The organism is Bacillota bacterium, assembly GCA_013314855.1.
In the GTDB taxonomy this organism is placed as follows: domain Bacteria; phylum Bacillota; class Clostridia; order Acetivibrionales; family DUMC01; genus Ch48.
The window spans coordinates 1-18689 of the sequence record JABUEW010000008.1; the positions used below are offsets into that span (position 1 = coordinate 1).

The following is an 18689-nucleotide window of genomic DNA, read 5'->3' on the forward strand; positions in this document are numbered from 1 at the left end:
ATTGCCTAAAAAAATTGTTGACAAGGACCAGACTCTATGTTAAAATTTTATTCTGTGTTATTATAAAAAAGGAATAATATGCAATTTTATAATTTTTTTATTAAGGAATGATTTTATGGGTACATTTACCTATTATAATTATAACATAGAAGAATAAATAAAACAATAAGTGTTAATAATAATTTAATAGTATTATAAATAAGCAGGACAGAATAAGTAGAACAGTATATTATTTAACTGTTATTTAAATTAGGTATTTATTTGATATACTTCAAATATATACTTACTTTTATATTAAAAAAATTATAAATGTGAATTTCATTGTTTTTTATAATTAAAAATATATAATGGTAATATATGGTATATGGGAAATATTATCTATTACAATTCTTTAACTTAAAAATAAAATAATAAAGTTTATACTTTGATGTTGAAAGAATAGGATTTCTGTCTAAAACACAAAAAACTATGAGGTGATTTTTAATGGTGCATCCCGTGTCTGTGGGAAATAAAAAAAGAATGAGCTATTCAAGAATTGAAGAAATCTTGGAAATACCCGACCTTATTGAAGTCCAGAAAAATTCTTACAAATATTTTTTAGAAGAAGGCCTTATGGAGGTACTAAGGGACGTTTCTCCAATTACTGATTATACAGGGAATTTAATAATGGAGTTTGTGGGCTATTCACTTGAAGAGAAACCTAAATATTCTGTTGAAGAGTGTAAGGAAAGAGATACTACCTATGCAGCTCCTTTAAAAGTAAAAGCTCGTTTGATAAATAAAGAAACAGGCGAAGTTAAGGAACAGGAAATATTTATGGGCGATTTCCCGTTAATGACAGAGAACGGTACCTTTGTAATTAACGGGGCAGAGAGAGTTATAGTCAGTCAGTTGGTACGGTCACCCGGAGTTTATTATGACATGAAAATAGATAAGACAGGCAAGAAACTCTACTCAGCTACAATAATTCCCAATAGAGGAGCTTGGCTTGAATATGAGACTGATTCAAGCGATGTTTTATATGTCAGGATAGATAGAACAAGGAAATTACCTGTTACTGTATTAGTTAGGGCTTTAGGATATGGTGTTGACCTTGATATTGTGGAGTTGCTTGGGGATAATGAAAGGGTACTTGCTACAATACAAAAAGACAGCGCAAAAACAGAAGAGGAAGGTCTATTGGAAATTTACAAAAGATTGAGACCGGGAGAACCACCTACTGTAGAGAGTGCCCAGCAACTGATAAACAACCTCTTCTTTGAACCAAAAAGATATGACCTCGCCAGATTTGGAAGATTTAAATTCAACAAAAAGCTTTCATTGGCTGCCAGAATTAACGGTTTTGTTGCAGCAGAAGATGTTATTGACCCCAGAACTGGAGAAATTATAGTAGGAGAAGATGAAATTATAGATAAAAAGAAGGCTAAATCCATACAAAATGCGGGAATAAATTCGGTTTATGTAAGTATCGGAGAAAAAAAAGTTAGGGTTATTGGAAATAATACCGTTGATCTTGGCGAATATGTTGATTTTGATGTAAAAGATCTTGGTATAGATGAAAAAGTTTACCTGGTTGTTTTAAATAAAATACTTGAAGAAAATAAAACTCCTGAGGATATAAAGAGGGCCATAAGATTAAATAGGGATAGCCTCATACCTAAGAATATAACACCTGATGATATTTTAGCGTCAATAAATTATCTTGTTAATTTAAGTTATGGAATAGGAGATACTGATGATATTGATCATCTGGGTAACAGAAGGCTTCGTTCTGTGGGCGAATTGCTTCAAAACCAGTTCAGGATAGGGCTTGCCAGAATGGAGAGAGTAGTCAGGGAAAGGATGACAATCCAGGATATAGACATAGTTACGCCTCAGACATTAATTAATATAAGGCCTGTTGCAGCGGCTATAAAGGAGTTTTTCGGTAGCAGCCAGCTTTCCCAGTTTATGGACCAGACCAACCCACTTGCGGAATTAACACATAAAAGAAGGTTAAGCGCATTGGGCCCGGGAGGGCTAAGCAGGGAAAGAGCGGGGTTTGAAGTTAGAGATGTCCACCATTCCCATTACGGAAGAGTGTGCCCGATAGAGACGCCTGAAGGTCCTAATATCGGACTTATAGGGTCACTCAGTACTTATGCAAGAGTAAACAGCTATGGCTTTATTGAGGCTCCATATAGAAGAGTTGATAAAGAAAAGGGGATAATTACGGATGAAATTGTGTATTTGTCTGCCGACGAAGAAGATGAGTATATAATAGCCCAGGCTAACGAGCCCTTGGACGAGGAAGGGCGGTTTATTAATGAGAAGGTTACTGTGAGGTTTAAAAATGATATATTCCAGGTAGAAAATAATAAGGTTGATTTTATAGACGTTTCACCCAAGCAACTTGTATCTGTTGCAACGGCATTAATACCTTTTTTGGAAAATGATGACGCAAGCCGTGCTTTGATGGGTTCAAATATGCAACGCCAGGCTGTGCCGCTTATAAAAACCGAAGCGCCGATAATTGGTACAGGAATAGAATATAAGGCAGCCAGGGATTCAGGTGTTGTTGTCATTGCAAAAAATGGCGGTGTTGTCGAAAAAATCAGTGCCAATGAAATAATTGTCAGAAGAAAAGACGGAATAAGAGATACTTACAAACTTTTAAAATACATGCGTTCTAACCAGGGTACCTGTATAAACCAAAGGCCACTGGTTAAAAAAGGAGATGTAGTAAAGGCAGGGGATGTTATTGCAGATGGACCTTCAACGAGTATGGGAGAACTGGCCCTGGGTAAGAATGTGCTTGTAGGATTTATGCCCTGGGAAGGTTATAATTATGAGGATGCCATACTTATTAGTGAAAAATTAGTGAAAGATGACACCTTTACGTCAATCCATATAGAAGAATATGAAGCAGAGGCAAGGGATACCAAGCTTGGTCCTGAGGAAATAACGAGAGATATACCGAATGTAAGCGAAGAATCATTAAAAGATTTGGATGATAGAGGAATAATTAGAATTGGTGCCGAAGTGAGAGCGGGAGATATTCTTGTGGGCAAGGTTACTCCTAAAGGTGAAACAGAGCTTACAGCTGAAGAAAGGCTTTTAAGGGCGATTTTCGGTGAAAAGGCGAGGGAGGTGCGAGATACGTCCCTAAGAGTCCCTCATGGGGAACAGGGAATAGTTGTTGATGTTAAAGTATTTTCAAGAGAAACCGGAGATGAACTTCCTCCTGGTGTAAATCAGATGGTTATGGTATATGTTGCCCAAAAGCGGAAAATATCCGTAGGAGATAAAATTGCGGGAAGGCATGGAAACAAGGGTGTAATTTCCAGGATTTTGCCTGAAGAAGATATGCCCTTTCTACCAGACGGGACTCCATTGGAAATAATTCTTAATCCTCTTGGAGTGCCTTCAAGAATGAATGTAGGTCAGATCCTTGAAGTACATCTTGGATATGCCGCTAAGGCATTGGGCTGGGAAATTGCTACGCCTGTCTTTGATGGGGCCAACGAGATGGATATTATAGAAACTTTAAAGATGGCAAATCTTCCTGAAGATGGGAAAAGCATACTGTATGACGGAAGAACGGGTGAACCTTTTGATAACCGGGTTACCATAGGATATATGTATATTCTAAAACTTGCTCATTTAGTTGATGATAAGATACATGCCCGTTCTACAGGACCTTACTCTCTTGTAACCCAACAGCCTTTGGGAGGTAAAGCGCAGTTTGGAGGCCAAAGGTTTGGGGAAATGGAAGTTTGGGCACTGGAGGCATACGGCGCTGCCTATACACTGCAGGAAATACTTACTGTTAAATCTGATGACGTTGTAGGCAGAGTTAAGACGTATGAAGCAATAGTCAAGGGAGAAAATGTCCCGGAACCTGGTATTCCTGAATCATTCAAGGTCCTTATAAAGGAACTTCAGAGCCTGGCATTGGATGTTAAGGTCTATTCTGAGGAAAATGAAGAAATATCAATTAAAGAGTCTACAGATGATGACATTGAAGACCTTAATGTAAACATAGAGGGAAGGGAAGATGAAGAGCCATTTAGTGGTTATGATGAGGAGGAAGAAGATATTTTGGATGAAGACGACCTTGCATTAGATGACCTTGATCTGGATAATATAGTTTCTTCTGAAGCTCCTACAGAACATGATATTATAAAAAATCTGTTTATTGACACCAACAATTTTGACAGTGATATTGACGATGAAATTAATATTGATGGTGAACTGGATATTGATGAAGAAATTGATATTGATAGTGAATTGGATGATTTAGACCTGGATGAATTGGGTGATTTAGGAGATTTTGACAGTGAACTTGTTGATGAATTCGATGATGAATTAAATCATGATCTGGATGAACTGGATGATGATGATGAAGATGATTTGTAAGGAATTTGTATCTATGTTTATGTCGAAAATTTAGCGATATATGAATATGCATAAGAAAGTTATGGAAAGGGGTTAAAAGCTGTGCTTGAACTCACTAATTTTGATGCAATTAGAATTGGACTTGCTTCACCGGAAAAGATCAGGGAATGGTCCAGGGGAGAAGTTAAAAAGCCGGAAACCATTAATTATAGGACTTTAAAACCTGAAAGGGATGGGCTTTTTTGTGAAAGAATATTCGGGCCTACAAAAGATTGGGAGTGCCATTGTGGGAAATATAAAAGAATACGATATAAGGGTATTGTGTGCGACAGATGTGGAGTTGAAGTAACCAAGCAGAAAGTTAGACGGGAAAGAATGGGGCATATTGAGTTGGCTGCTCCCGTATCACATATTTGGTATTTCAAGGGGATACCCAGTCGCATGGGTTTAATTCTTGATATGTCCCCTCGTTCATTGGAAAAGGTATTATACTTTGCTTCTTATGTAGTTTTGGACCCAGGACAGACACCTTTGTTTAAAAAGCAAATTCTGTCTGAAAAAGAATATAGAGACAGTGTAGAAAAATTTGGTAATAAGTTTAGAGCCGGTATGGGAGCAGAAGCTATAAAAGAGCTATTGGCTGAAATTGACCTTGAAAAACTTTCAAAAGAACTTAGGGCTGAACTTGAGGAGATATCGGGACAAAAAAGAATGAGGGCTATAAAAAGACTGGAAGTTGTTGAGGCATTCAGATTATCGGGAAACAGGCCGGAATGGATGATTCTGGATGTTATACCGGTAATCCCTCCGGAGCTTAGGCCTATGGTACAGTTAGACGGTGGAAGGTTTGCTACTTCAGACTTGAATGACTTATATAGAAGGGTTATAAACAGGAATAACCGTTTAAAGAGGTTGCTGGATCTTGGCGCTCCTGATATAATAGTCAGGAATGAAAAAAGAATGCTCCAGGAAGCTGTAGATGCACTTATAGACAATGGAAGAAGAGGCAGACCCGTAACCGGTCCGGGTAACAGGCCTTTGAAATCTTTATCTGATATGCTTAAGGGTAAACAGGGGCGTTTCCGTCAAAACCTGCTTGGTAAGAGAGTAGACTATTCGGGACGTTCCGTTATTGTAATAGGCCCGGAACTCAAGATATACCAGTGTGGATTACCTAAGGAAATGGCATTGGAACTGTTTAAGCCCTTTGTAATGAAAAAGCTGGTAAATGATGGATTAGCACATAATATAAAAAGTGCAAAAAGAATGGTAGAAAGAGTAAAAGATGAAGTATGGGATGTTCTGGAAGAAGTTATTAAGGAGCACCCTGTACTTCTGAATAGGGCTCCTACACTGCACAGGTTGGGAATTCAAGCTTTTGAACCCGTCCTTGTAGAGGGAAGAGCTATAAAACTCCATCCTTTGGTATGCACTGCCTATAATGCCGACTTTGACGGAGACCAAATGGCAGTTCATGTCCCCTTGTCTGCCGAAGCCCAGGCTGAGGCTAGGTTTTTAATGTTATCGGCAAATAACCTTTTAAAACCCCAGGATGGAAGACCTGTAACCGTCCCTACACAGGATATGGTTTTGGGTACCTACTATTTAACTATAGAAAAGGAAGGGGATAGAGGAGAAGGGAAAATATTTTCATCTCCTGAAGAAGCGTATATGGCTTATAATGAAGGAGAAATAAGCCTTCATTCCATTATAAAGGTCAGAATTACTAAAACAATTAATAATAAAAAAGCTTCAAAAATTATTACTACAACTGTCGGGAAGCTGATATTTAATGAAGCAATTCCCCAGGACCTTGGTTTTGTAGACAGGGCAGATCCGGAAAGGATGTTTGATCCGGAAATAAACTTTCTTGTTGATAGAAAGAGCCTTCAGAAAATAATTGACAGGTGCATAAAAGTCCATGGCACTACTAAAACTGCTGTTGTTCTGGATAAAATTAAAACTCTCGGATTCAGGTACTCTACCAAAGGGGCCATCACAATTGGCATAACGGATATGATAATTCCTGAAATCAAGAAACGTTATGTAGCTGAGGCTGAAAGTAAAATTGACAATATAATGAATCAGTATAAGAGGGGACTTATATCCGAACAAGAGCGTTATAACGCGGTTATTTCAGCCTGGACCGAAACCGGTGAAAATATAACTAACGCTCTTATGGAGAACCTTGATAAGTTAAACCCTCTTTATATGATGTCAACATCAGGTGCAAGAGGTAATGTAAACCAGATTAAACAGCTGGCTGGGATGAGAGGATTAATGGCAGATACCCAGGGAAAGACTATAGAGATACCCATAAAATCGAATTTCCGTGAGGGACTTAATGTGCTGGAGTATTTTATATCTACCCATGGTACCAGGAAAGGACTTGCTGATACAGCATTAAGGACTGCAGATTCGGGTTATCTGACACGCCGGCTTGTTGATGTAAGCCAGGATGTTATTGTTAGAGAGGTGGATTGCGGTACAGACAATGGTTTTGAGGTTACTGAAATTAAAGATGGAGACCAAATAATTGAAAACCTATCGGAGAGGATAGTGGGTAGATACACTGTAGAACCTGTAATCAACCCTAAAACAGGTGAAGTAATTGTGGAAAAGGATAAGATGATAACTGATAGTGATGCAGAAAATATTGAAAAAGCAGGGGTAGGGAAAGTAAAAATCAGGTCTATTCTTACTTGTCGCTCGGAATATGGAGTGTGTGCAAAGTGTTATGGTTCCAATCTGGCCACGGGTGGAGAAGTAAATGTGGGTGAAGCGGTAGGTATTATAGCTGCCCAATCCATAGGAGAACCCGGGACCCAGTTGACGATGAGGACATTCCATACGGGCGGTGTTGCAGGAGAGGATATAACACAGGGGTTGCCCCGTGTAGAAGAGCTGTTTGAAGCGCGTAAACCCAAAGGATTAGCTATAATTTCCGAAATTCATGGTGTTGTAACAATAAATGAGACCAAGAAGCGAAGAGAGATAGTTATAACTTCGGATACGGGAGAATCCAAGAGTTACTTGATACCTTACGGCTCAAGAATAAAAGTGATGGATGGGGATTATGTAGAAGCTGGGGATGAGCTGACTGAAGGTTCTGTAAATCCTCATGATATTCTGAAAATAAAGGGAGTAAAAGGAGTCCAATCTTATCTTTTGCAGGAAGTACAAAAGGTTTACAGGTTGCAAGGTGTAGATATAAATGATAAACATATTGAGATAATTATCAGGCAAATGTTGAGAAAGGTGAAAGTAGAAGATCCGGGAGATACAAATATGCTGCCTGGCGGTTTGATAGATATGTTTGAATTTGAAAAAGAAAATAAGAAAGCTTTGGAAAAAGGCCTTAAACCTGCAACAGGAAGGTATACCCTGCTTGGTATTACCAAGGCTTCATTAGCTACAGAGTCTTTTCTTTCTGCTGCGTCATTCCAGGAGACTACGAGGGTATTGACCGACGCTGCAATAAAGGGTAAAACTGACCCACTGGTGGGGTTGAAAGAAAATGTAATTATTGGTAAGCTTATACCTGCAGGTACAGGAATGAAAAGGTATAGGGATATATCCGTGAAAATTGTAGAGGGTTGAAAAAAGGTAATAGTTAATTTTTTGTTGACAAATAAGGCTTTACGGTGGTAGAATAATTCAGTATGTAAAATAATAGACTGCTGTCTTTTATAGGAGGGTAAATGAAGTGCTGGAACTTCTAAAAAACAGCAAAAAAACTGTGGGGTTAAAACAGTCATTAAAGGCCTTGCAAAATGGTCAGGTAAAAACTGTTATAATTGCTAGGGATGCTGATGAAAAAGTTGTTAAAGAAGTTAAGGCTATCTGTGAGAAGAACTCTATAGAAGTGTTTTACGTAGATGAAATGAAGAAACTGGGCATGGCATGTAATATTGATGTCGGAGCTTCGGTTGTGTGTATTTTAAAATAGTATTAGTGGAAGGAGGTGTATGGATGCCTACGTTTAATCAACTGGTCAGGAAAGGTAGAAAAGCTGTTGAGAAAAAGTCAGCATCACCTGCATTACAGAGAGGTTTTAATTCTCTTAAAAAGAAGCCGATTGATATAAGCTGTCCCCAAAAAAGAGGTGTTTGTACTGTTGTAAAGACAACTACGCCTAAGAAGCCTAATTCTGCTTTAAGAAAGGTTGCGAGGGTAAGATTGACAAACGGTATAGAGGTTACAGCATATATACCGGGAATAGGTCATAATCTGCAGGAACACAGTGTTGTGCTTATTAGGGGAGGGAGAGTAAAGGACCTTCCCGGGGTAAGATATCATATTATTAGAGGGACACTTGATGCAGCAGGAGTTGCAAATAGAATGCAGGGACGTTCTAAGTATGGTGCCAAGAGACCTAAGAGTGTAGCAGGCAAAAAGTAATTATGAGAAAACAGTAAAGGCACGACGTTGGTTATAAACAACGAGTACCTATGAAAATATTAACCGGAAGGAGGGAAGTAATGTGCCGAGAAAAGGACATGTACCAAGAAGAGAGGTTTTGCCTGATCCTATATATAACGATGTAGTTGTAACAAAGCTCATTAATAAAATAATGTTGGAAGGCAAAAAAGGTATTGCACAGAAAATTTGTTATGGAGCTTTTGATATAATCAGGGAAAAAACAGGGAAAGATCCTAAAGAAGTCTTTGAACAGGCTTTAAATAATGTAATGCCTGTACTGGAAGTAAAGGCTAGAAGAGTGGGAGGAGCTACTTATCAGGTTCCGGTTGAAGTCAGGCCTGAAAGAAGACAGGCTTTAGGTATAAGATGGCTTGTAAATTATGCCCGTGAGAGAGGCGAAAAGACGATGAAAGAAAGGTTAGCAGCTGAGATTATGGATGCTGCAAACGGTGTCGGCGGGGCATTTAAAAAGAAAGAAGATACCCATAAGATGGCAGAGGCAAACAGAGCATTTGCTCATTACAGATGGTAAAAATTATCGGCGTAAAAACACTAATGACAAAACGTGAATGCAAAATAAGTGAAATAAAAATAAACTATCGTGAAGTGAAAGGAGGATAGGAATGCCCAGGCGGTTTAGTTTGGAAGATACAAGGAATATAGGAATAATGGCACATATAGATGCAGGTAAAACTACTACAACTGAGCGAATATTGTTCTATGCAGGGAGACTTCATAAAATGGGTGAAGTCCACGAAGGCACAGCAACTATGGATTGGATGGAACAAGAGCAGGAGAGAGGTATAACAATTACTTCCGCCGCAACTACTGCCGAATGGAAAGGAAAAAGGGTTAATATTATAGATACGCCGGGGCACGTTGATTTCACGGTCGAGGTGGAGAGGTCACTTCGCGTTCTCGATGGTTCAGTAACACTTTTTTGTGCAAAGGGAGGAGTTGAGCCACAAACTGAAACTGTGTGGAGGCAGGCAGATAAATACCATGTCCCACGCATTGCTTATGTAAATAAAATGGACATCAGCGGTGCAGATTTCTTCCGTTGTGTCCAGATGATTAAAGACAAATTAAAGGCCAACCCTGTTCCTATAGAATTACCGATAGGCAAAGAAGATGAATTTAAGGGTGTTGTGGACCTTATAGAGTTAAAAGCATTCTATTATAAGGACGACTTAGGTAAAGAGATAGAAGAAGCACCCGTCCCTGAAGATATGGTTGATATAGTACAAAAATACAGGGAGAAACTAATTGAAGCTGTTGCTGAACAAGATGAAGCTATTTTAGAAAAGTACCTGGAGGGAAAAGAAATAACTATAGAAGAGTTACGTGCATGTATAAGGAAAGCCACAATTAATGTAAAAATTATACCGGTTACATGTGGTTCGTCCTATAAGAATAAAGGTGTACAAAAATTGCTTGACGCAATTGTTGACTACTTGCCTTCACCTCTTGATATTCCTCCAGTTAAAGGAATATCGCCGGATGGTGAAAAAGAAGAAGAACGGGTTGCTAATGATGATGCTCCTTTTTCAGCACTGGCTTTTAAGATTATGACCGACCCTTATGTTGGAAAGCTGTGTTTTTTTAGAGTATATTCGGGCAAAATATCAACAGGAGAACATGTACTAAACTCAACGAAGGGCAAAAGGGAGAGAATGGGAAGAATATTGTTGATGCATGCAAATCACAGGGAAGAGATTGACACGGTTTATACCGGGGACATTGCTGCAGTTGTGGGGCTTAAAGATACTACTACAGGTGATACTTTATGTGACGAAGCTAACCCAATAGTGCTCGAATCCATGGATTTCCCTGAACCGGTTATTTCAGTGGCTATAGAACCAAAAACAAAAGCAGGCCAGGAAAAATTAATTTCGGCTTTGCAAAAATTATCGGACGAAGACCCTACATTTAAGACCAGTTTTAATCCTGAAACAGGCCAAACAATAATATCGGGAATGGGGGAATTACATCTTGAAATTATAGTTGACAGGCTTTTAAGGGAGTTTAAGGTTGAAGCGAATGTAGGTAAACCTCAGGTAGCGTATAAAGAAACTATACGGAGAGCTGTAAAATCAGAAGGAAAATTCGTGCGTCAGACAGGAGGACGCGGACAATACGGCCATTGTGTTATTGAAATTGAACCCCAGCCACCAGGTAGTGGATATACCTTTGTCAATAAAATAACAGGCGGAGTTATACCAAAAGAGTATATAGGTGCAATAGACGCTGGTATACAGGATGCCATGAACAGTGGTGTATTAGGTGGATATCAGGTTCTCGATGTGAAAGTAACTTTGTGTGATGGTTCTTACCACGAAGTGGACTCATCAGAAATGGCCTTTAAGATAGCAGGCTCAATAGCATTTAAGGATGGATGCCGTAAAGCAGATCCTGTATTAATGGAACCTATTATGAGGGTTGACGTAATTGTTCCTGATGATTATCTTGGGGATGTAATTGGAGAGTTGAATTCGAGACGGGGGAAGATAGAGGGGATGGAAGCCCGGGAAGGGTTCCATGTTGTTACTGCTTATGTTCCTCTTGCAGAAATGTTTGGATATGCAACAGAACTAAGGTCAAAAACCCAAGGAAGAGGGACATTTACTATGCAATTTGACCACTATGAAGAGGTTCCGAAAAATATACAAGATGAAATTATTAAGTACTAAAATATTTAAGTGCTAAAATATTTAGTATTTAGCCAGTAATGTATTTCCTGGGAACTGAAAAATTTGCAGGTCCCGGGTAAAGATATATTAACAATAAAATATTAAATTACACTACCGGTTGAATATACCGGAAAGAAGGAGGAGTTGTTAAATGGCAAAAGCTAAATTTGAAAGAACTAAACCACATGTTAATGTTGGTACAATTGGTCATGTTGACCACGGCAAAACTACTTTAACAGCAGCTATAACAAAAGTACTTGGTTTCTTAGGTAAAGCACAATTTACTGCATATGATCAGATTGATAAAGCTCCGGAAGAGAAGGAAAGAGGTATTACAATTTCTACCGCTCATGTTGAGTATGAAACTGATAAACGGCATTATGCTCATGTCGACTGCCCTGGACACGCAGACTATGTTAAGAATATGATCACAGGTGCAGCCCAGATGGACGGAGCAATTCTTGTAGTATCTGCAGCAGACGGTCCAATGCCTCAAACGAGGGAGCATATTCTCCTTGCCAGACAGGTTGGCGTACCTTACATTGTTGTATTCCTAAATAAAGTAGATATGGTTGATGACGAAGAACTTATTGAATTAGTTGAAATGGAAGTCAGGGAGCTTCTCAGTTCTTATGAATTCCCGGGGGATGACATTCCCATAGTCAGAGGTTCTGCTCTGAAAGCTCTTGAATCTGCATCTACAGATCCTAATGCCCCTGAATACAAGTGCATATTGGAACTTATGGATGCAGTTGACCAGTATGTTCCTACTCCACAGAGAGAAGTTGACAAGCCTTTCCTTATGCCTATTGAAGATGTATTTTCAATTACCGGACGTGGTACAGTTGCAACAGGGAGAGTTGAAAGAGGTACTCTGAAAGTTGGGGATGAAGTTGAAATTGTTGGGTTAGCAGATGCACCAAGAAAAACTGTTGTTACCGGGGTGGAAATGTTCAGGAAGCTCCTTGACCAGGCAGTTGCCGGTGATAATATTGGTGCTCTTCTTAGGGGTATACAGAGAGATGAAGTTGAAAGGGGACAGGTACTTGCAAAGCCTGGTTCAATTAAGCCTCATACCCATTTTAAGGCTCAAGTTTATGTATTAACTAAAGAAGAGGGCGGAAGACATACTCCATTCTTCAATGGCTACAGACCTCAGTTCTATTTTAGAACAACAGACGTTACCGGTGTTGTAGAACTTCCGGAAGGTGTTGAAATGTGTATGCCCGGTGATCATATAAATATGACCATTAAACTTATTACTCCAATAGCAATGGAGGAAGGTTTGAGATTTGCTATCCGTGAAGGCGGAAGGACTGTCGGTGCAGGAACCGTAACTGAGATAATTGAATAATTGAATAGGTAACAATAAAACAGCTTCCCTCAATAAGAAGGGAAGCTGTTTTAATTAACTTGAGTTTATGTCAATTTAAACCTCTTTGATGGTAAAGAAGGTTTGACCTTATTAAAGCCAGCCTAATCTCATAACCTAAGAAAGAAGAGATAGTTACTTTCAAAATGTCTAGGGGAAGATACCATCCAACTCCCATTGCCAACGCTTCAAAAAAGCCCAGCTTTAGTATAAAGGCAAGCCATAATGTGCCAAAAGAATAACACACCAAAAGACCGGCAGCCATTGCAAATCCTATAGAAACCCTGGTAATGTATTTATGTTTTTCAATAATATAGCCAATTAAAAATGCAACAAACGGAAAACTTATTATGTAGCCTCCTGTTGGGCCAAGTATAGCGCTAAAGCCTGAATTGAAACCGGAAAAAACGGGAAAACCGCATGCACCTAAGATTACATAAACAATTTGGGACAAAGTGCCGCATTTTTTCCCCAACACAACTGCAGCCAGACAAACTGAGAGTACCTGCATTGTAATAGGTACCGGGGAGAAGGGTATTTTAATTGATACCTGAGCCAGCACTGAAGTTAATGCTGTAAAAATAGCGGTAAGTATCATTTCTTTTATGCTGAGTTTCATGTTACATCGCCTCCTTTTCATGATTTAATGTAACATATAGATTCAGGACTGTCAACTGCACCCTTGCCGTATGGGTGCATTTTCTTCATAAAAATAAAATGCGCCCTGCCGTATTGCCGTATAAAATCGGATTTTTATGTATAATCTAAAATTATGTGTTATAATAATATTTACATGGGTAAATTCGATTTGCTAATAAAGTTAAATTTATGGGAAATGGAAGGATCAGACCTATGGATGTTGATATGGATATAAGTATGGACATGGTTATGGAAAAAGACAAGGAAATAAAGCAGATTATATTAGTCGTATTTACATTAATTTATATTATAATTACCATACTATTCATGGTTAATAAAGAAATATCTTATGTAGCAGAATCTATAGCAATATATTCCGCATATCTATTTTATATTAATCTTGAGAAAAAAGGGAAGCTGTTTATTAGATGGTCCATTGTAGTCCTTGGATTGATTACTTCAGTTATACACAGCTTTCTGGGCCATTACATGAAACTATACGATACTTCCCCTTATTTTGATAAATTACTTCACATGTTCGGTATATTTGCATTTTCTCTTGCAGCTTACTCAATAATTGCAGGTTCGCCCAACATAAGATGCAACTCAAAGTTGTGGGTTTTTATCATAGTAGTTTTGTGTGGAATTGCAATTGGCGCAATGTTTGAAATTGTTGAATTTACCCTGGATGTTGTATTAAAAACTCAAAGCCAAAAAGGATTATTGGATACAAACCTGGATTTGGTATCTGATGTTATCGGAGCTATAGCTGCAGGTTTGTTTGCTGCAAACAGCAGAATGTTCAATAAAAGTAAACAAAATACCGGATAGAAGGTAAATACGAAGAGGGGGTCCATATGGTAAAGTTGGTTTTGGAAGAGGATAAAATTGAACTTAAGGAATATTCGGAAGACGCAACATTACAAGAACTGTCAGATGAAGTTGAATCTTTCCGCCTTACTAATGGCTTAAAAACCCGTTACTGCAAAGGGTGTGGTGAATGCTGCAATCAACCGATCCCTGTTATGGGATTGGATATTATTGTAATTCAAAAAAAGACAGGTTTGAATTTAGACGAAATAATTGAAAAGTATATAGTACTTCCTCAAAAACCTGACATTAATTCAAGGCATGTCGGTATTAAGGAGTTTATGAATACGTGTAATCTTTCTAAAATTGAAGCTGCTATGCTTTATGAGTATAACCAGTGTGAACCTTTAATATTACCGCGAAAAGGGGACGGCACCTGTTCATTCCTTGATAACGCAACGGGCCTTTGTACTGTATATGGCCAAGAGTTCAGACCTTTTACCTGTAGCCTTTATATATGCACCATGGGAGATGAGCTATCAATGATTCAGGAAATGATTGTAAGGCAAGGTACCTGGCATGCGTACTCTTTGCTTGGTTGGATAAGTACAGGTGAAATTTCTCATAATCCTTTCCTTAATACTGACACTTATGATAAAGTATATATAAAGAATTTTAAATTCAATTCCAAAATGGCAATAGAACAATTATTTTTTTACTTTTAAATTATTGCTAATAATAGGGGGAAAGTGTGTAATTATGAATATAGATGAGATTAGGAAACTGGGAGAAAGAATAAGAGATAACATATCAAAAGTAATAGTGGGTAAGGAGGATGTAATAGAGCTTGTAATAACTACTCTTTTTTGTTCGGGACATGTATTGCTGGAAGATGTACCTGGTGTAGGAAAAACTTTACTTGCAAAGTGTTTGGCCAAATCCATAGAATGTGAGTTTAAAAGGATACAGTTTACTCCGGACTTGCTTCCTACCGATTTGACCGGTATAAACTATTATAACCAAAAGATTGGAGAATTTGTTTTCCGGGCAGGGCCAATATTTACAAATATTGTTTTGGCTGATGAGATTAACCGGGCTACGCCAAGGACACAATCCAGTCTATTGGAATGTATGGAAGAAGGGCAGGTTACAATAGATGGAGAAACAAAAAAATTATCCAGACCTTTTTTTGTTATAGCAACACAAAATCCGGTTGAAATCCAAGGTACTTTTCCTCTTCCCGAAGCACAGCTTGATAGGTTTTTTATGAGATTAAAGATTGGGTATCCCAATTCGGAAGAGGGAACAGCCATATTGGACAGGTTTGAAAAGTCCAGCCCTTTTCCAGCAATAACAAACGTTGCAAATGCAGAAGATATAATAGATGCCCAGGATTCCATAACCGGGGTAAAAGTGAGTAATGACCTGAAAAAATATATAATTGAAATAGTTGAAATGACAAGAAATCATGATAAAATTATTTTAGGGGTAAGTCCGCGGGGGAGTCTTGCATTAATGAAGGCTTCCCAGGCCTATGCAGCAATAAAAGGCCGGGATTTTGCAACCCCTGATGATATAAAACATGTTGCCGTGCCTGTACTTGCCCACAGAATAATTCTAAAAAGTCATGCCGTTACTTCAGGGATGGCAAATTCTGAAGCAGTGGTATCCGATATACTAAGGAAAGTACCGGTACCCCTGGAGAGTGGTGAGTGAATGGAAGTATTGGCTCTGGCTGTGATTGCTGGTGTTATAATATTATTGCAGGCGTCTTTATTTAAACGTACAGCTTTTAAAAAACTGGACTATAAATGTGGATTTAGCGTTAAGGAAGCTCATGAAGGCGATGAAATATACCTTGTTGAAACCGTTTACAATAAAAAACTTATTCCGGTACCCTGGCTTAAAGTTGAAATAAATTCATCCAGGTGGTTGGAATTTGCAGAGACAAGGTCGATTATTGCCCAGGAAAACAGGCATGTGACAAGCAGTTTCTTTTTAAAGAGTTACCAGAAAGTAACCAGGCGCTGGAAGCTCAAATGCTTAAAACGAGGAGTATTCCGTATTGATAAAGTTACCCTCATTTCCGGAGATTTGCTCGGAAATGCTACCGACTCATTGCCGGTGGAAATAAATGCTGAAATCCAGGTATATCCTCAAACCATAGAACTGGAGGAAACATTTACCCCTGTCAACTACCTTCAAGGAGACACAATTGTAAAAAGATGGATAATAGAAGACCCTTTTATTGTTTCAGGCACAAGGGAGTATACAACAAGAGACCCCATGAAAAAGATCCATTGGATTTCTACTGCACGTATGGGAAGGTTAATGGTACGGCGGGAAGATTTTACTTCCAGATATGGTTTGTCGGTAATTTTAAATATACAATCCATAGAAAATGAATACTTTGATGCAGTATACAAGGATTTTATTGAATTAGGGATAAAAGCAGCCGCCACAATATTTGACAGGGCTTTAAGAAACGGAATTCCTGCAAGGCTTGCCACCAACGGCAGTACAATAGATGGTGGACGGCAAATGATATACACACAGGAGGCTTCCGGACGGTCTCATATTTCAAGTCTCCTAAGTATTCTGGCAAGGCTTGAATTACGTAGAATAAAGGATTTTGAGGATTATGTGAGAGATATATCGGAGGACATTACCAATTCCGAAATCATAATAATAACTTCATATTTAACTGAAGCTATTTGCAGTGTATTAAGAAAAATGAGACTAAAGAATAATGCTATCACAATACTTGTTACAAATAAATCTATAGATCCGGCTGTATTACCGGCAGATATGAACATTTATATCCTTAAGGAGGATATTTTAAAAGATGTGGAGTAAATTATGGAATATATCGAAGCGCGCAGTTTCCCTGGCGGCTAAATTTTCTTTCCTGTATCCTGTCATATTTCTGCCAAGGGCAGCTTTATTTAAGGATACAGGTGGAATAGCCGGTTTTTTAATTGGTTTGGTTATACTGTTTTCAGGTTATATCATTACAGGGCTAATAGTAAAAAATAAGCAGGATTTTTCCCGTATGCTCCTGTCATACCTGTTGTCAATTATTCCTGCGGCAGTATTGGCATTTGTCCATATAAACCAGTTCCCGCATGGTGTATTGAGAGCTTTCTTTGAAGGGATGGCAGCCTCCTTGTTGTATTTTACAGGAGCAAGGACAAGAGTCTTAGCCTTTGACTTAATATTAAGCAGAAAAGTTATAATTACGGGGGTAATTATTTTTCTTGTTTCAATTATTTTTGTTAATTATTATAAAGAACTGGCATATTTAAAAAACCTAATATACTATTTAGGTTACGTCTTTACAGCACTTACATTACTTATAAAGAACCAACAAAACCTTGATAGGGTCTTTATTAAAAAACATATTGAACTCTCGACTGTACCGAAGGATATAAGGAAGTATAATTCTATTATAGTAATGGTGGTATTTCTGGTAATCTTAGCTTTATTCAATATAAAAACTTTGATAGACTTTATTACCGTGGTTTTGGGAAATATGCCCAAATACTTATTGAGAATAATATTCTTCATACTTTACCTTTTATCTAAGCTTCTGCCGGAAAGCGAGGGTGGAATGGAGCAGGACCAGGGAGGACCACACTTGCCTGCTTTGCCTGATGGAGAATCAAATAGTATTGTCGGCTTAATACTTACCATTGTATTCGGTTCATTGTTCGTAGTTGTAGCAGTATTTTTATTATCAAAATTTCCCAAACTATTGCGCGCCTTTGGAGAAAAAATAAAGAAACTTTTCATGCAAATAGCCGTAATTTTTAAAAAGCTTTTTAAATTTCAAAAAGAATATATGGACAAAGAAGAGGATTATGTTGATGAAGTGGAAATAATAAGGCCTGACAACCCACGTAAAGGCTTTGGAAAACAAAATAGGATATTTCAAAAAATTAGCAGAAAACTAGGAAGGAACCTCACCCCTGCAGAAAAAGTGAGGAACATGTATGCTGGTATTTTACAACATCTTAAGGCGAAGGGGATTAATTTGCTAAAATCTGATACAACCCATGAAATCTATAAAAAAATCCCTCAAACAGAAAATCTTGGAGAGATAATGGGGTATATTACTAAAGTATATGATAAAGTAAGATATGGAGAAAAGACACCTGAAAGAATCGAGTTTGAATATTATGAGGATAAGGCTAAAGAAGCTGTTGATATTTTAAGATCAAAAATATAAAGCAATATCTTTCCTTTAATACCATATAAAACACAATATGCCATATAAAACAATTGAAATTAATTTATTTAAAGGTTATAATAGTGTCGAAAAATGTAATTACTTTATGTAAACCAAAAAAATAGGATATTTATAGGATATTTAGAGGATA

Annotated in this window: 13 protein-coding genes; 12 read left to right on the plus strand and 1 reads right to left on the minus strand. The window is 38.0% G+C overall.

The genetic code is table 11. The features are described from left to right. Positions 1-483 precede the first annotated feature (483 nt). From rpoB to tuf, 7 genes are all read left to right on the plus strand, one after another. Positions 484-4398 (plus strand): DNA-directed RNA polymerase subunit beta, encoded by a 3915-nt coding sequence (gene rpoB, locus HPY74_02190; GenBank protein ID NSW89486.1) that lies wholly within the window; start codon positions 484-486, stop codon positions 4396-4398. An 81-nt stretch (positions 4399-4479) separates the two neighbouring features. Further along, the gene (gene rpoC, locus HPY74_02195) at positions 4480-7977 is read left to right on the plus strand and encodes a DNA-directed RNA polymerase subunit beta' (protein ID NSW89487.1); all 3498 of its coding nucleotides are present in this window, start codon (positions 4480-4482) and stop codon (positions 7975-7977) included. 106 nt (positions 7978-8083) lie between these two features. Then, on the plus strand, positions 8084-8326 hold the full coding sequence (locus HPY74_02200; protein ID NSW89488.1) for a ribosomal L7Ae/L30e/S12e/Gadd45 family protein: 243 nt from the start codon (positions 8084-8086) through the stop codon (positions 8324-8326). A gap of 23 nt (positions 8327-8349) precedes the next feature. After that, positions 8350-8778: a 30S ribosomal protein S12 gene (gene rpsL / locus HPY74_02205; protein NSW89489.1), complete on the plus strand. Its 429-nt coding sequence runs from the start codon at positions 8350-8352 to the stop codon at positions 8776-8778. Positions 8779-8860: 82 nt separating this feature from the next. Beyond that, on the plus strand, positions 8861-9331 hold the full coding sequence (gene rpsG, locus HPY74_02210) for a 30S ribosomal protein S7 (GenBank protein NSW89490.1): 471 nt from the start codon (positions 8861-8863) through the stop codon (positions 9329-9331). Positions 9332-9422: 91 nt separating this feature from the next. After that, the gene (fusA, locus tag HPY74_02215; protein ID NSW89491.1) at positions 9423-11489 is read left to right on the plus strand and encodes an elongation factor G; all 2067 of its coding nucleotides are present in this window, start codon (positions 9423-9425) and stop codon (positions 11487-11489) included. A gap of 151 nt (positions 11490-11640) precedes the next feature. After that, a complete protein-coding gene (tuf, locus tag HPY74_02220; GenBank protein ID NSW89492.1) occupies positions 11641-12843 on the plus strand; it encodes an elongation factor Tu in 1203 nt (400 codons plus the stop codon). Between the two features lie 70 nt (positions 12844-12913). On the opposite strand, the gene HPY74_02225 is transcribed toward tuf, so the two are convergent. Next, complete coding sequence (locus tag HPY74_02225; protein ID NSW89493.1) at positions 12914-13480, minus strand: biotin transporter BioY; 567 nt, start codon at positions 13478-13480, stop codon at positions 12914-12916. A 233-nt stretch (positions 13481-13713) separates the two neighbouring features. Here HPY74_02225 and HPY74_02230 point away from each other — a divergent pair, with 233 nt between their 5' ends. The 5 genes from HPY74_02230 to HPY74_02250 are packed head-to-tail and all read left to right on the plus strand — an operon-like array spanning position 13714 to position 18538. Then, positions 13714-14331, plus strand: coding sequence for a hypothetical protein (locus HPY74_02230; GenBank protein NSW89494.1), 618 nt, complete (start codon positions 13714-13716; stop codon positions 14329-14331). 26 nt (positions 14332-14357) lie between these two features. Then, the gene (locus tag HPY74_02235) at positions 14358-15035 is read left to right on the plus strand and encodes a YkgJ family cysteine cluster protein (GenBank protein NSW89495.1); all 678 of its coding nucleotides are present in this window, start codon (positions 14358-14360) and stop codon (positions 15033-15035) included. Between the two features lie 34 nt (positions 15036-15069). Then, entirely contained in the window at positions 15070-16026 is a 957-nt protein-coding gene (locus HPY74_02240) for a MoxR family ATPase (GenBank protein NSW89496.1), read from the plus strand. After that, on the plus strand, positions 16027-17166 hold the full coding sequence (locus tag HPY74_02245; GenBank protein NSW89497.1) for a DUF58 domain-containing protein: 1140 nt from the start codon (positions 16027-16029) through the stop codon (positions 17164-17166). It abuts the gene before it with no gap. Beyond that, positions 17156-18538 (plus strand): hypothetical protein, encoded by a 1383-nt coding sequence (locus HPY74_02250; GenBank protein ID NSW89498.1) that lies wholly within the window; start codon positions 17156-17158, stop codon positions 18536-18538. The genes HPY74_02245 and HPY74_02250 overlap by 11 nt, the downstream gene beginning before the upstream one ends. Positions 18539-18689 lie beyond the last annotated feature (151 nt).

Coding starts and splice junctions, on each gene's coding strand:
- HPY74_02245 (NSW89497.1), top strand. CDS start 16,027: ATGGAAGTATTGGCTCTGGCTGTGATTGCTGGTGTTATAATATTATTG.
- HPY74_02225 (NSW89493.1), bottom strand. CDS start 13,480: ATGAAACTCAGCATAAAAGAAATGATACTTACCGCTATTTTTACAGCA.
- tuf (NSW89492.1), top strand. CDS start 11,641: ATGGCAAAAGCTAAATTTGAAAGAACTAAACCACATGTTAATGTTGGT.
- HPY74_02240 (NSW89496.1), top strand. CDS start 15,070: ATGAATATAGATGAGATTAGGAAACTGGGAGAAAGAATAAGAGATAAC.
- HPY74_02250 (NSW89498.1), top strand. CDS start 17,156: ATGTGGAGTAAATTATGGAATATATCGAAGCGCGCAGTTTCCCTGGCG.
- HPY74_02230 (NSW89494.1), top strand. CDS start 13,714: ATGGATGTTGATATGGATATAAGTATGGACATGGTTATGGAAAAAGAC.
- fusA (NSW89491.1), top strand. CDS start 9,423: ATGCCCAGGCGGTTTAGTTTGGAAGATACAAGGAATATAGGAATAATG.
- HPY74_02235 (NSW89495.1), top strand. CDS start 14,358: ATGGTAAAGTTGGTTTTGGAAGAGGATAAAATTGAACTTAAGGAATAT.
- rpsL (NSW89489.1), top strand. CDS start 8,350: ATGCCTACGTTTAATCAACTGGTCAGGAAAGGTAGAAAAGCTGTTGAG.
- rpoB (NSW89486.1), top strand. CDS start 484: ATGGTGCATCCCGTGTCTGTGGGAAATAAAAAAAGAATGAGCTATTCA.